Origin of the sequence: Tunturibacter psychrotolerans, from assembly GCF_040359615.1 — a bacterium.
GTDB classification, from domain to species: Bacteria; Acidobacteriota; Terriglobia; order Terriglobales; family Acidobacteriaceae; genus Edaphobacter; species Edaphobacter psychrotolerans.
The window spans coordinates 2,384,629-2,399,657 of record NZ_CP132942.1; the positions used below are offsets into that span (position 1 = coordinate 2,384,629).

A 15,029-nucleotide genomic window follows, 5' to 3' on the forward strand; every position below is an offset into this window, starting at 1 on the left:
GTTGTGCAAGTGCGCTAACGTCACTCTTCGAACACTATTGGCCGCCACAGCAGAAAATGAGCACCCAGAAGCTACAAAGACAGGAGCGAAACATGTCGCGCAAAACTAGAATCCTTATCCTAGGCGGAGGCTTCGCAGGCGTAGAGGTAGCTCGGGTTCTGGAGCGACTTTTAGAGCCGCGGGACGCGGAGATTCGTCTCGTGAGCAGGGACAACTTTCTTCTGTTCACGCCCATGCTTCATGAGGTAGCCGCAAGCGATCTCGACATTACGACGATCGTGAATCCAATTCGAAAGATGGTCCATCAGACGGAGTTTATAGCTGCAGACGTGAACGCGATCGACTTGATTGAACAGACCGTCACGATTGCGCATGGGGCTGACCGGCATACTCACCTTCTCGGCTATGACCATGTCGTGCTCGCTTTGGGCTCCGTGCCACACTTCCGCGGAATCACTGGCTTGGAACAAAATGCGATGAGAATGAAGACGCTCGAAGATGCCATTACACTTCGGAACCGGATGATCGCACATTTGGAAGAGGCCGAGCCGGACTGCTCGGAGATTACGCGAGATGCGATGCTCACAATGGTTGTTGTGGGGGGAGGATTCGCCGGAGTAGAGACTGTTTCCGGGATTTACGACTTCATGGAATCGGCTGTGCGGGCCTATCCAAATCTTTCTCCTTCAATGCTCCGGGTAGTGCTCATCCAAGCCGGTTCCCATCTCCTCCCGGAACTTGGATCAGAACTTGGCGTATTAACCAGGGATAAGCTAGTTTCACGCGGAATCGAAGTTCTCCTAAACAGGAGACTGACAGCCGTCACCCCCGATGATGTCACGCTCGACGATGGGAGACTGATTCCTACCAAGTTCGTCGTATGGACTGGGGGAAACGCCGCGCCACCCGAGCTTGCCCACCTTACAACCGCATCAAACGGCGCAAGGGTGATCACGACCAGAACGATGCTCGTAGAGGGTCATCCCAATGTGTGGGCCTTGGGTGACTGCGCACGAATTCCTGATGGGAATGGTGGTTATTACCCGCCTACAGCCCAACACGCTTTGCGAGAAGCAAGGGTTCTTGCAGAAAACCTGGCTGCCTCCCTGCAACGTCGACCGATGAAGGAATTCACGTTTAACACAATCGGCCAGATGGCTTCAATTGGTCGTCGCAGTGGAGTTGCCCAAATCCTGGGATACAAGTGTTCCGGATTTGCAGCTTGGTTCATGTGGAGAACCGTGTATCTCACCAAGCTCCCACGGTGGGAGAAACGCATTCATGTTGCCTTGGACTGGTTTCTAGACTTGATCTTTTCCAAGGACACTGTTCAGTTCATGTCCTTCCGGGCCCCTGGTCAAGGCATTCCGGAGAAATGCTCTTTGGAAACCTCAGCGAGTAATGCCAGTTCTTCAAGCTCTCAGGCCGAGTGACACGTATCGATGCTTAAAGGCGCAACAAGTCTGGATTTCTGCCCTGGTTTTTCGATAGCGATGGGCGCGAGATATCAGCAAGACGGGACGCAGGTCTCCGGGAATAGCGAGAGGACACGACGATGGCAGTTAATCGAAGAGCACCTCGTCAACCTAGTCAGGGTGACACCTCCAGATATGCGGGAAGCACTACACAAGCAGCCGCGCCGCCGGTTCTTTCACAGGAAATGATTCAACGCCTCGAGTTGTATGGAGAGACTGAGACATTTGACGCAAGCGTGACCCTGTTCGAAAGAGGGTCTAGAGGTGGCGATATGTTTGTCGTCATCGGGGGCAGGATAGAGCTGTTTGAAGATAAGCCAGGACATCCCGGTGTGGCATTGGCGACCCTAACAAAGGGTCAATTCAGCGGCGAATTGGATCTGCTTAGCGGACGGGACGGACTGTTGAGTGGCCGAGCGGCGAGAGGGAGCAGAATTCTCCGCATCGATGCTCACGCGCTGCATACCCTAATGCGCACAGAGCTGGACATCGCGGACGTGATCGTCCGTGCGTGGATCGAACGCCGAGCAAGTCTCATGCAGCGATCCCATGGAGGCGTCATTGTGATTGGACATAGCCATGACGCAGAGACCATGCGAATGCACCAATTCCTGGTACGCAACGGTTATCCCAATAAGCTTATCGAGGCCGAGTCGAATCCAACGGCGCAGATCTTGCTCGACGGACTCAATCTCGATCCTTCGGAGATGCCGGTAGTCTTCCTACCCGATCAGCGTGTCCTGAAAAATCCGAGCAATACGGTGCTAGCAGACGAGTTGGGAATCAGTAGAGTGTTTGAGGCCGAGGATATTTTCGATGTTGCCATTGTGGGTGCTGGACCTTCGGGTCTGGCGGCCGCAGTCTATGCAGCCTCAGAAGGCCTCACGACGGTTGTGCTGGAAGGCACTGCTCCCGGGGGGCAAGCAGCTACGAGTTCCAAGATCGAAAACTACCTCGGTTTCCCAACAGGCATAACCGGACAGGAACTTGCTTCGCGTGCTGAAATTCAGGCGCAGCGCTTCGGAGCGCGTCTTGAGGTCGCTCGAAATGTTGTTGGCCTTAGCAGTTCCACCAACCTGCATAGACTCTGTCTTGCGGGTGGTCGCATGGTGACCTCCCGTACTGTCGTGATTGCAACAGGAGCTCGATATCGCAAGCTCCTGGTTCCTGGTTATGAACGGTATGAGCTGACCAACATCCACTATGCTGCGACGCCCATCGAAACGGCTCGCTGTATTGGCCAGGATGTAGTCGTGGTCGGCGGTGGCAACTCAGCCGGACAGGCTGCGCTGCATCTGGCTAAGGATGCCGGTTGCACGCATCTTGTCGTACGTGGGATGACGCTTGAAGCGACGATGTCGGACTATCTTGTACAACGTATTACCTGTTCCCCCAGGATCAAATTGCATCTTCATTCCGAAATCGATGCCATCCTGGGCGACGACCGACTGCACGCTGTTCAGGTGCGAGACCGTTCCTCGGGAGCAAAGAGTGTCTTCAAAGTCACTAACATATTTGTCATGATCGGGGCAGATCCTAATACGAATTGGCTCATGGAGCATCTTGACCTCGATCACAATGGCTTTGTCGAGACAGGCAGAGCTGAATGGGAAGTGCAGTCGCGTTTCGCTACGAGTAGACCAGGGATCTTCGCGATTGGCGATGTGAGAGCCGGGTCCGTGAAACGCGTTGCCTCCGCCGTAGGCGAGGGCTCTGTAGTCATTTCGGATGTGCATCATTACCTGGAGAAGCTGAAAGGCTTCGACAGCGCGCCTATCCATGAATGACTCGATATACCCATCCCTTTCCCTTGCCACCTCTGCATTTCGAGTCAAGCCAACAGTTGCTGCGAGACTCTGCTTCCGGGCTGATGTGCACCGATATCAGTGCCTCCAAAGTTGAAACTGTAGAAACCTATAGTCTCTTCACTCCAGATTCGATGGTCGCGCCTATGTCCTTACACCAGTACGCTCAAGGATATGAACATCGCCTTGCGGTTGACCTCTTGTCCCAGTTCAAGCAGCCGTCATGTCATGAAGGGATCAATCATGAAGGGTTTAGGTGCTTTGATATGCCTCTTCTGCTTTACAAGCCCTCCACTATTGGCCCAACAAAGCACCGTCAGGTTCGATCGGGGGCAACTTGTCTTCGAAAGAAAGGGATGGCGTCTTCACCTCGACCGTGGTGAGAAGCAATTCGGAGGACTTCTTGACAATGATTTCATTCAAGTCATCGGTGGAATACCGTCGTCGCGGGTTGGTCCCCCTGCAATTTTGTCGATCTTCGCTTCGGCAGACCCCCAATCAATCAGTCTGACGGTGAAGCGGGGCGACACCCCCGTTATATTTACCTTATGGAGCGGAAAGGGTCCCAACCCTACGCCTAAGCCGATCTCCCCGACCGTTAGCAGGAGCTTCAATGCTCCTGAATTTTCTCTCAAATCTCCGGATGGCAAGACGGTCTCACTCTCGGACAATCGCAAGCACTGGACGGTCGTGAATTTCTGGGGAACCTGGTGCGGTCCTTGCATAGTTGAGTTGCCGGAAATGGAATCCATCGCGCGCACCGGACACCGAGGATCAATGTAGTGGGTCTCGCAGTGATGGACGAAAATTCGGACATCCGGTCATTTCTCCGAAAACATCCTCTGCCCTATCCAGTAGCGAAGGCGGGAAACAAAAGTTCCCCGCTATTGCGGCGCTACGGTCTCCTTGTGCCCGGTGGCCGTCTTGGTGTCCCAGTGACTGTCATTTTGAGACCTGGAGGCGAAATTGCCTACATGCAAGCAGGAGGAACCGAGAATCATCTTGCTTCAATCATTGCGAGCTTAGTGCATGAGGACAATCAAAGGCACACATGAAGCAAAGTTCCACGGACAGGCTGCTCACGACTGGTGTAACGAGTAACGGGAAGACCAACTGCGTTTACAAGTGCAGAGCAACCCTTCAAACGCCGGACATCTAGCGGGGTAACAGCGCCCTCCAGAATATGCCGGAGTTCGGCGAGGCCTTTGGCTGCAGAAGAGGCGAACCAATGATGCCGGCAGAAAGTTGTCGCGTTTGGTAAAGGTCAGCAGTCTGAGCCTGTAAAGGGACGAGAGCACCGGCCAGACCCTCTTCACGGGAACGATGCGAATAGTGAGACGAATGATAGGTTTGCTAGGAAGACTAATCGGTGAGCGAGACAGCACGAAAGTGAAGGCGGCCAGCATTTACTGTGGATTGATCGTCTTCAATCTCGTCGCCTGGGGGTGGGCGTTCCTCGCGTTCCGCCACTATCCGGTTCTGCTCGGTAGCGCGTTTTTGGCATATGGTTTTGGCCTTCGCCACGCAGTCGACGCCGATCATATAGCGGCCATCGACAATGTCACCCGGAAATTGATGCAAGATGGCAAACGTCCCGTTACGGTTGGTCTCATGTTTTCACTCGGGCATTCAACGGTGGTTGTAGTCGGCTCTATCGCTATTGCCGCGACTACGCTTGCTATGCATCATCGCTTAGACGGATTAAGAGATATCGGAGGGCTCATTGGAACCCTTATATCGACCGCGTTCCTCTTCGTAATCGCGGGGATCAACCTGATCGTGCTGCGGTCCATTTATCAGGCTTTCCAGAGGGTTCGTCGCGGTGCTCCCTATGTTGAGGAAGACTTTGACATACTGCTTGGCAGTCGCGGATTGCTAGCTCGTCTGTTTCGACCCATGTTTCGCTTGATCCAGAGCAGCTGGCATATGTACCCGCTGGGCCTGTTGTTCGGTCTTGGATTCGATACTGCAACCGAAATTGGCTTGCTCGGCATTTCGGCGGCAGAAGCCTCCAAGGGCTTGTCCCTGTCCGCGATCCTTGTCTTTCCAGCTCTTTTCGCTGCGGGAATGACACTAATTGATACCACCGACAACATCCTTATGTTGGGAGCGTATGGCTGGGCTTTCGTAAAACCAATTCGAAAGCTCTACTACAACCTCACGATTACGTTCATATCCGTTATCGTGGCCTTTGCAGTTGGAGGGATCGAAGCTCTTGGTTTGCTGGCGGGACGTTTCCAACTCACTGGAGTCTTCTGGGGATTCGTGACGGAACTCAATGGAAACTTTGGCACTCTCGGGTACTGCATCGTCTTGCTGTTTGCTGTGAGTTGGATCGTGTCTATCGGGTTTTACAAATGGCGCAGGTTCGACAGTCTTGACTTGGTCGCCAAAGACATCTAGCCCGCGCCCAAGAATCACTTTGTGTTAGCGACGACAGGGGGCTGTATGCCCTGTGAACGGAAAGTGCCGTCGATTATTTGAAAGAGAAAAGGTAGCGGCACTACACCTTCTATCTTCGCTCCGTTGATGAAGAGCGTTGGCGTTCTCACGATACCCAGAGTGTCCGCTTCCAACTGTGATTTTTTGATAACGCTGGCATCTTGTTTTGCGACGCAAGCGTGAATCGCGGAGACGTCCAGCTGACGTTGCTTTCGATTGCAAGCGCGATTGCGTCGATCTCTTCGTTGGCCTTGGCTAGAGTGCGCTCCGATCCGCCTAGGTCACTCGACACCTTATGGATCTGGTCGACTGCTTGCCCAATAAGCAGGCGCACTGTACTTCGCTAGGCAATTCGTATCAACCGCCGCTCTGATCGCCCACGGATGCCCTTCGAAGGGCATGTCTTGGTACACGACATGGACTTGCTCTCCGTATCGGTCGAGGACAGCGGGAAAAGAGCGTGATTAGGGCGCGCGCAAAACGGGCATTCCAGATCATCGAAAATGACGATTCTCACTGGTGCGGTAGATGGACCGCCGCGTCCCGGACACGTTTCATCAGAGACCGACGCGAGCGTAGTAAAAGGTTCTTCCAATTCGCGGAACTGAGCCATCTTTGTGCCGTCCTTTGAGAGGAGCAGATCGACAGGCTTTGATCGAACGCCATTGGCATATGAGTGGTTCGCATTTTCGCGACTACCACCTTCTGCTGAATGATCATGCTGACCAGATCTTCTCGCTGATGCCTTCGGGCTCTACGTGAAGACGAAGAATTTCCTTTGCGATGACTGACGATATCGCTGAGCGCGTCCGAAAGATTGGTGGGAAGACATTCGCTCGTTGGACAATCGCGCGTCTACAAAGGGTCGCCGACAACGACGCCGACTTCGTGATCCCAGCCGACATGGGGAGCGAGCTTCATGAAGAAGAGAAGTCACTAGTTTTGCGAATGCGTGCTGTTCATACTCTCTGCGACGAAGCGGGCGATATGGCTTCGCCAGCCTCCTCGAAAACTGGATCGATCTGGCCCAACGGCGTGGTGGTTTCTGTCCGAGGCGACTCGCAGCGAATAGCATTCTTCCGGGGAGCTGCAATTGGCGGCAGTTGTTCTGCTAGATTGGTTTCCCGGGCAACTTGAGGTCGCGGCTGTGTTGTCGCCGCAAACAACAACCTATAGAAAAATACAGGTCTGGGCCCGTGTTCTATAGGGTACCGAGTAATCCTGTAGACGCCGATCATAAAGATCGTAGGTTCTCGATTCGGCAACCGGCTCATGAAGGATCGAACGGGTATTAGGACAGGAGCCTTCCATTATGATTAGCAGGCTGTTAAAAGTCACCCCTCGTCTCCGTCTCATAGGAATTGTGCTGGGAGTTTTTGCAGCTTTGGTCGTCACGATTGTCACGACCGGAGACTGGACCAGAAATCACGTGCTGGCTTTTCAGTCAGAATCTCCGTCTCCTGTTCGCTCCGCAGTTTTCGAAGGGGACGGAAGCCTTCACCTTCCCGACGGCTATCGGCACTGGGAACATGTAGGCACCCGGATCAAGCCCGACGGACGAAGCGTTCTTGACGGCTCCGAGATTACGACGCCGCAAGTAATGGATACATACATCGTTCCTGCAGCGTTCGACTTCTTCAGGAAGAACGAGATCTGGCCGGACGGCACGCAGATCGTTAAAGAGATCAGCCTTATCAAGACTGGAAAAGACTGCGATAAAAACACTTTCGTCTGTTCCACATCGTTTGGGTCGGGGATCTTTCAGGCGAGCTATATCGGAATGGGAGTGATGGTGAAAGACAGCAAACGCTTTCCGTCTGCGCCCGGCAACTGGGGCTATTTCGCATTCCGATCAGACGGATCGATGTATCAAGCCAGTGCCACAGTCCGCCCTCAGCAGCAGTGCACGTCCTGCCATATGAGGCTCTCTTCGAATACGGACTACGTCTTTTCGAGCACTCACATTGGGCTGTTACCCGGCAATTCGCAATAACAACATGGGAACCCCATTTGTCAGCCGGCACTTGCGACGCCTACGATCCTTAGCGTCGTAGCGATCTGAGATGACTATGCCGATATTTTGCGCTTCTTTGTATCACCATCGGGGGTCTCAGTGATCAAGCGCCTCTTCCTATTGGTCTTGGTGCTCACAGTCACCGCGGGGCCCGCATTAAGCCAAGTTGATGCCGGCGTGCTCTCGGGCGTAGTGACCGATGCAACGGGTGCAGCAGTTGTCGGGGCGACAGTGACGGCCGTCAACGCTGGCACGAATGCTGCTCACACGGTGAAGACGGCGGCCAATGGCACCTACCAGTTGGGAAATCTCTCTGCCGCCGTATACAAGGTGTCTGTGACGGCTGCCGGCTTTGAGGCGCTGAAGGCTGCGGTTGAGGTGACGGTGGGTGGCCATGCGCCGCTAGATGTAAAACTCTCAGCCGCGGGTGTTATTCAGACAGTGGAGGTGGAGTCGCTGGGCGGGTCGCAGGTGAATACGGACTCGCCGGAAATCTCGGAGATTATCAGCCCGCAGCAGGTAGGCGAATTACCGAGCTTAACGCGGAATGTATACGACTTTGTAGCGATCTCTGGCAATATCTCAAACGGCGACGCGGCGCAGGGCCATGCGCAGAATTCAGCCAGCCTCGGCGTCGGCTACTCAATTAATGGGCAACGTTCGAGTGGTACGGAGATTCTTCTGGACGGCATTGAGAACACGGAACTATTTGACGACGTGGTGGGGCTCCCGGTTCCGATCGACTCGATCGCCGAGGTACGGGTGACGACGAGCAACTTTGGACCGCAGTATGGACGTGCCTCAGGTGGAGTTGTGAATGTGGTGACAGCAAGCGGCACCAATCAGATTCATGGAACGCTCACGGAATTCAACCGCCTTGCAGCGTATACGGCCAACAGTGTGACGGGTGCTCTGAGTGGGCAGCCGAAAGGTGGGTATACGCGAAACCAGTTCGGATTTTTTGTGAGCGGACCCGTGGTGAAAGACAAGCTGTTCTTTGCCACAGGCACGGAGTGGTTACGCGTGCGTAGCAGCGCAAACATTCAGGCCTATATTCTGACGCCACAGGTACAAAGCTACCTGGCACCTACAGTGCAGTCATTTCTGACGCAGTATGGCCAGACGTTCAACTTTGCGAGAACTCTGACGAATGCACAGGCAGGCACGGCCTCGGACCCAAGCAATCCGAACCCCTCTCCGTTGTTTTCCGGTGTTCCAGCGACAACACCGGTGCTGGGCTTGGTGAATTACACCGTTCCCCAGGATGCAGGCGGGGGGGTGCCGGTCAACTCGTACAACTTCACCTTGCGGGGGGATTATCACTACTCTGATAAGACAAGTATCTTCGGACGCTATATCGGATACAACCTGTCGGAACCGCTGGGAGCGATCGCATATACCCCATACTCGAACTACGATATAGGTACGACTCAGAAGGATTACTCCGCTCTGGCTGGCGTTACGCACAGCTTCTCGACGTCGCTCGTGACGAATGCGCGGGTTGCGTTCAGCCGGATCAGTCTCAACAATGACTCGACACCGATTGCCGTCACTACGCCAAATCTGTTTCTTGGAGCGAACGCAAATATTGGTGGTGTGGCTATAGCACTGCCGGGTACAGGATTCCCCTTACCTTATGGCGGACCCCAGAATGTGATTCAGTGGAACCTGGATGTGAACTGGTCGAAGAAGGCCCACTCATTCCAGTTCGGTTCGCAGGTTCTGTACATCCAGGAGAACAGGACCTTCGGCGCCTATGCGCAGGCGACAGAGCAACTGGCTGGCTCAGTCACTGGTGACACGACCGGGTATCCCGGCCTGTTTTCAGGGATTCTGGGAACCTTTTCCACTGCGATAAATCCGGAAGGAGCTTATCCGGGCCAAGCGATTACGACACCAGCAACGCAGCCCAATTTCGCCCGCAGTGACAGGTTCCATGATTGGGCGGTGTACGGACAGGATGATTGGCGCGCGACGTCGAAGCTGACAGTGAACTACGGCGTCCGATACGAATACTTTGGCGTGCAACATAACAACAGGCAAAATCTTGACTCGAACTTCTACTGGGGATCGGGTATTAGTCTGCCGCAACAGGTGCGGACTGGCGCGGTCTATACGGCCCCACAGAGTCCGATCCACGAGTTGTGGAAGCCGAGCTATGGCGCGGTGAGTCCCCGGGTCGGGTTTGCCTATGATATTTCAGGTAAGGGCACGACTTCGGTTCGTGGTGGTTACGGAATCAGCTATGAGCGGAACTTCGGCAATGTGACGTTCAACGTGATCCAGAATCCACCCAACTATGGCGTGATTGTGGAAAACAAGGTACAGGTGACAACGACAAACCTAGGAGACCTGGGGAGTTCGATCGGCCCAGTAATACTTCCAAGCACCAGCCTCCGGAATGTGTCGCAGGATATTAGGACGTCGCAGACACAATTCTGGAGCCTTGCAGTCGAGCAGCAAGTTGCCCGAAACACGGTAATCGCTTTGGAGTACGTGGGCGCGCGTGGCACACACCTATACGATATTAAGAATATCAACGGGCTCGGCTCGGGCAACTATCTGCTGGGCGACCCGGATCCTGGTGCAAACTATGCTGGGCTCACCCGGCTGAATGCGACGTATTCGGATATCAACAACCGGGGCTCGGGCGGCGATTCTTACTATGAAGCTACTAATCTGCGATTCAAGACCGCGGACTTGCATCGGATGGGCCTAGGGCTGACCGCAAACTACACGTGGGGTCACCAGATCGACGATTTGAGTTCGACCCTATCGGAGACTAATGCAAATGGCGCCGGATACAACTTGGGATATACCAATCCGTTCGACCCGGGGTACGACCGCGGCACAGGTGACTTGGATGTCCGGCAGCGGTTGGTGATTGCGCCGATCTACCAGACGCCTTGGTTCAGCGGTGCTCACGGGGTGAAAGGCCAAGCGTTAGGCGGCTGGCAAGTAACGGGCATCTATACGGTACGAACCGGAACGTCGTTCACCTACTATGATTCGACGAACAACGACGGGACTTTTTTCAACATTGCCCGATACGTGCCCTACACGCCGGTCACGCGCTGGAAATATACGAAGTCAAGGGGACAAGTAAATGCGGGCGCTAATCGGTACTACCTAACGTCAAGGCTGCCGGTCGGCCAAAAAATCGTAGATCCGAAGCTGGGTGGCTACTCAAATTGGACCTTTCCAACATACGCGCCGGAACGGAACTCATTCGTTGGACCTGGGGCGTGGAACCTCGACTTGGCTCTGAGCAAAACGTTCTATATCCGGAAAGAGGCCAACATTGAGCTGCGAGCGGAGGGTTTCGATCTACTGAACCATCACAACCTGTATGTCCAGCAAGCGTTGGCGAACGCAGCGAACTACTTTCCTTCTAATCCGGAGATTCTGGCTTCGAAGGGTGGGGTAAACGGCGCGACGAGCGAAGAACGGCGATTCGGACAGTTGGCCGTAAAGATCAACTTCTAAGCTTGCCTTGGTTGCCCCGCGAAATGGTAGCGTGCGGCAAACCGCTTTGCCGCTATTCATCCACAGTAAGAGCCGTGTGCGCAGCGCACGCGTCCAGACCATGCACCTCAAACAGTGGAAGCGCCGGCAGATGTTGGCGCGGGTTTAAGTAGCAATTTTGTGGGGCAAGCCACTGCACTTTTCTACAGGCGTGATTTCGCTCCCCTTTGCAACACTATTCGAGCACGGCAGCGACCCTCTTCTAGGCCATTGAAGAGCCGATGAATCGTTGACATTTTCATGTCGGTCCACTGGTCTTCGCATGAGGCCGCTGAATTAACTCACTCTCGATTGCTGACACCTCGTTGAGACAATCTCTTGAGGCAACCATGAGCAAGGCTTCATAAGGAGTTGTGTGAAGATCTCCAAGTACCTAGGAAGGTGGATTCTGGTTGCCCTGGTGGGATCACCTGTTACCCTTGCGGCTCAGAGCACAGCATCGAGTGGGATTACTGGGGACAGTACACGGACGAGCCAGATGGACCCGCATGCAATGCCGCCTGTTTTCAAGATATCACCGGGGGTGATGCAGGAACTGGATACAGTGGAGACAGCTCTCGCAATGGTCCCAGCAGATCCACTTTTGAAGGGTGATCCCTTCGGATTCATCACTCGACCGAGCGACAAGGGAGTGAGTTGGTTGGAAGAGAACTCACGATTGCGGCTGGGTGCCACATACACCGTCATCAATCAATATGCGACGGAGACCCCTCCTGATGTGCGGCACGATCAGGTGAGTGGACGGCTCGATTTCAACGGAAACCTGGCGGTGTACGACGGCGAGAGCACGAGCGGATCGATCGGACTCCTGGCACGTTCCGGCACGAATATCGGTATGAGTCAGCAGTTCAATTTGAGTGACGAGATGGGTTCGGGAGTCTTCTTGAATTCGCTGCAGGGCGGCGGCGAGCAGCGGCCGATCACACTCAATATCCTTTACTGGAGGCAGGATTTTCTTCATAAGCGGCTTTCGATCTACGTAGGTAAGGTTCATCCAAATCAATACATTGGCCTGAGTCTTTATAATGACGATGAGACGACGCAGTTCCTGAATGGCGTGGATAATGGCAACCTCACAGTTCCTTACGCTGGTGCGTTTGCGGGTGGTGCGGCGGTAGAGTACCAATTCACTCCGCACCTGTATCTGCACAGTGTAGCCGTGGATACAGTGGGGCAACCCCAAGATGGCATTGCGACGTTGGTAGACAAGAAATATTTCGAAGCTACCGAATTGGGTTGGTTCTCGGGTAAGCCTGGAAGTGGCTTTCAAAGCCTTCGTCTTGCATTCTGGCATGACGATACGAAGGATCTTGGGAGTGGTTTTGGAGTTGGTTTTGGCTTCGACCACGAGTACCGAAACGGCTGGGCGCCTTTTGGACGAATCGGCTTCGCAACAGATACGGGGGGACTGATCAAGCGGGCGGACGCGCTTGGTATCACGAACATAAGACCATTCGGCCGGCAGGGGGATATGTTTGGCGTTGCGATGAATTACACCGAGCCAAACCACTCTGGTAGACACCACGAAAGTCTTTTTGAAACTTTCTATCGACTACGACTGACCAATAGCATCGAGGTAGGGCCTGACCTTGAGGTGTCTATTCATCCGACGTATGCGGCGAAGGCTTACACAAGCCTTTTGCCCAGCGCGAGAATGCGAATCATCTTTTAGCTCCTCTTCATGTTGCTAAGCGAACATTGTTGCTTGCCACGGCAGAAGGTGGAGCGTGCCTGTCGGGGCGAGCTCTGCCCCTGTCACATTCGAAATGAGTCTATGCTTCACAACGATATGCAATGGCAGCTTTAAGTCTATGGCGTCGTCTGAGAAGTTCAACGCGACAACGATCTGACCGGTGTCGTCGGAGCGTACGTACGCGTAAATATTGGGCTGCGGCCCGGATATATCCCGGTAGGCGCCGAAGATAAGCACCCTCTTTGATCTTCGAATCCGGATCAACTGCTGGTAGTAGGCCAACACCGAATCTTTATCGTCGCTTTCAGCATGCACATTGACCCTGAGGTAGTTGGGATTCAGCACGATCCACGGCTTTTTAGCTTGCGTGAAACCGGCATTGTGAGTCGTGTCCCATTGCATCGGAGTGCGGCTGTTGTCGCGGCTCGTTAGCGCATTGTTCGAGAGATACTCAGACGCTGGGACCTTGCCGCTTTCAACCAAATCCTTCCACAGATTGTGGACGCCAATATCGTTAAACTACGAGATATCAGTGAACGGGAAGTTGCTCATGCCTATCTCGTCGCCTTGGTAGACGAGGGGCGTGCCTCGCAGTGTGAGGAGCATCGTGGCAAGGAGCTTTGCAGACCGAACTTGAAACTCAGGACGGTTGGAACCGAACCGCGACACCGCACGCGAAAAGTCATGGTCCCCGAGGAAGACGACTGGCCATACGTGCAGGTCATCTTGAAACTGGTTTTCCAAATTGAAGGCTTTCAGCTTCCCCAGACTCCACGGCACCTTGCGCCACCCCTCGGCGATGTCGAGAAGCTGGAAGTCGAATCGGAATGCTGAGCTCAATTCTTTGTCGCGGTCGTCCGTTGCTCTCACAATCCGTTCTCGCGTCATGCCCCAACCCTCGCCGACGAAGTAGAGGTCCGGGAAGTCGCTAGTAGAGGCGCGTATCTCCTTCAGGTACTGATCGAGACGCGGGCCGGAAGTGCGAAGAGTGTTGCCGTCTTCCTCCAGTTCGGCCGGTGTCATATCACGAAAGGGCAGTGGCTTGGAGATTTCGCCGACGCAATCGAAACGGAATCCGCTGACACCTTTAGCCGCCCAGAAGTTCAAGACAGCATAGAGCTCCTTGCGAACCCTTGGATTCTCCCAGTTGAGATCGGGCTGCTTGACTGCGTAGTGATGAAGATAATACTGACCGGTCGCTCGATCGAACTCCCACCCGGATCCACCGAAGAAAGACGGCCAGTTGTTCGGTGGTCCCCCATTAACCGGATCCCTCCAAAAATAGAAGTCCCGATAAGGATTGTCTCGCGAAGACCGGCTCTGCTTGAACCAATCGTGCTCGTCACTCGAATGATTGAAGACCATGTCGAGGATCACTCGGATATTGTGTTTCTTGGCTTTAGCCATGAAGTGCTCAAAGTCGTCCATGGTGCCAAAGTCGGGGTGGATGCGTCGGTAGTCGCGGACATCATAGCCGTTATCCGCATTCGGCGAATCGAAGCAGGCTGTGACCCAAACGGCGTCAATGCCCAGATCCTGCAAATAGCCCAGCCGTGAGGTGATTCCCGGGAAATCGCCGAGGCCATCTCCATTCGAATCCTGAAAGGAGCGTGGATAAATCTGATAGAGAACGGCAGCCTTCCACCATGTCTCGCCTGCGTCATTCGGCGTGGGGATAAGGCCCGCAGCTGCATTTGCGCCTTGAGGCATCAATGCGAAGCCCGCTGAAGCGCCGAGATATTTGGAGAAGGTACGGCGGTCTATCAAATTTGATTTCCCTTCTGGATGGTCGGGGTGAGGGCTCTACGATCCCACAGCGTCTCGTGGCAAGTCTTCCACTCTATTCTGCTTCCAGAGAACCGATGAGGGTGTTAGACAGAATTTCTTGACTGCGATCGCGATGACACCTATGGCAAGAACGAGCAGAAGAACTTGAGCGATCAAGAAGGCCGTTCCCTTCGTTGCAGAAGCTAGCACCACTACGGCTAAAGCACTCACCTCCTGCGCCAGCCCAGCATTTCGACCAGACTCATGAAGGGCCCGACTCCGAACGCAAATACAAGCAAAAGACCGAA

At 54.1% G+C, this 15,029-nt stretch carries 9 protein-coding genes and 2 pseudogenes; 8 read left to right on the forward strand and 3 right to left on the reverse strand.

Translation table 11 applies throughout. The features are described 5' to 3' along the window. The first annotated feature begins 92 nt into the window (after positions 1–92). Entirely contained in the window at positions 93–1,433 is a 1,341-nt protein-coding gene (locus RBB77_RS09895; protein ID WP_353067604.1) for an NAD(P)/FAD-dependent oxidoreductase, read from the forward strand. A 122-nt stretch (positions 1,434–1,555) separates the two neighbouring features. Further along, positions 1,556–3,262, forward strand: a complete 1,707-nt coding sequence (locus tag RBB77_RS09900) for an FAD-dependent oxidoreductase (RefSeq protein ID WP_183975010.1) — start codon at positions 1,556–1,558, stop codon at positions 3,260–3,262. A gap of 437 nt (positions 3,263–3,699) precedes the next feature. On the opposite strand, the gene RBB77_RS09905 is transcribed toward RBB77_RS09900, so the two are convergent. After that, on the reverse strand, positions 3,700–3,894 hold the full coding sequence (locus tag RBB77_RS09905) for a hypothetical protein (protein ID WP_353067724.1): 195 nt from the start codon (positions 3,892–3,894) through the stop codon (positions 3,700–3,702). On the opposite strand from RBB77_RS09905, the gene RBB77_RS09910 reads away from it, so the two are divergent. The 3 genes and pseudogenes from RBB77_RS09910 (at position 3,866) to RBB77_RS09920 (ending at position 5,683) form a co-directional block, all read left to right on the forward strand. After that, positions 3,866–4,063 carry a TlpA family protein disulfide reductase gene (locus tag RBB77_RS09910; RefSeq protein ID WP_353067605.1) on the forward strand — a complete coding sequence of 66 codons (198 nt, stop codon included), beginning with the start codon at positions 3,866–3,868 and terminating at the stop codon, positions 4,061–4,063. The two genes, RBB77_RS09905 and RBB77_RS09910, sit on opposite strands and share 29 nt — an antisense overlap. Positions 4,064–4,451: 388 nt before the next feature. Further along, positions 4,452–4,541: pseudogene (locus tag RBB77_RS09915) on the forward strand (M13-type metalloendopeptidase); the annotation flags it as partial. 128 nt (positions 4,542–4,669) lie between these two features. After that, the gene (locus tag RBB77_RS09920) at positions 4,670–5,683 is read left to right on the forward strand and encodes a HoxN/HupN/NixA family nickel/cobalt transporter (RefSeq protein WP_353066946.1); all 1,014 of its coding nucleotides are present in this window, start codon (positions 4,670–4,672) and stop codon (positions 5,681–5,683) included. Positions 5,684–5,697: 14 nt separating this feature from the next. Here RBB77_RS09920 and RBB77_RS09925 read toward each other — a convergent pair whose 3' ends face one another. After that, positions 5,698–5,994 (reverse strand): DsbA family protein, encoded by a 297-nt coding sequence (locus tag RBB77_RS09925; RefSeq protein WP_353067606.1) that lies wholly within the window; start codon positions 5,992–5,994, stop codon positions 5,698–5,700. A gap of 1,040 nt (positions 5,995–7,034) precedes the next feature. Between RBB77_RS09925 and RBB77_RS09930 the strand changes: the two genes are divergently transcribed. The 3 genes from RBB77_RS09930 to RBB77_RS09940 all read left to right on the forward strand — a co-directional run bounded on the left by RBB77_RS09930 (position 7,035) and on the right by RBB77_RS09940 (position 12,933). Beyond that, entirely contained in the window at positions 7,035–7,715 is a 681-nt protein-coding gene (locus RBB77_RS09930) for a cytochrome P460 family protein (RefSeq protein ID WP_353066948.1), read from the forward strand. Between the two features lie 120 nt (positions 7,716–7,835). Then, complete coding sequence (locus RBB77_RS09935; RefSeq protein ID WP_353066950.1) at positions 7,836–11,222, forward strand: TonB-dependent receptor; 3,387 nt, start codon at positions 7,836–7,838, stop codon at positions 11,220–11,222. 394 nt (positions 11,223–11,616) lie between these two features. Next, positions 11,617–12,933, forward strand: coding sequence for a carbohydrate porin (locus tag RBB77_RS09940; protein ID WP_353066952.1), 1,317 nt, complete (start codon positions 11,617–11,619; stop codon positions 12,931–12,933). A 15-nt stretch (positions 12,934–12,948) separates the two neighbouring features. Here RBB77_RS09940 and RBB77_RS09950 read toward each other — a convergent pair. After that, positions 12,949–14,664 (reverse strand): annotated as a pseudogene (locus tag RBB77_RS09950) (glycoside hydrolase family 13 protein). Positions 14,665–15,029: the final 365 nt, after the last annotated feature.

Coding starts and splice junctions, on each gene's coding strand:
- RBB77_RS09930 (WP_353066948.1), top strand. CDS start 7,035: ATGATTAGCAGGCTGTTAAAAGTCACCCCTCGTCTCCGTCTCATAGGA.
- RBB77_RS09895 (WP_353067604.1), top strand. CDS start 93: ATGTCGCGCAAAACTAGAATCCTTATCCTAGGCGGAGGCTTCGCAGGC.
- RBB77_RS09900 (WP_183975010.1), top strand. CDS start 1,556: ATGGCAGTTAATCGAAGAGCACCTCGTCAACCTAGTCAGGGTGACACC.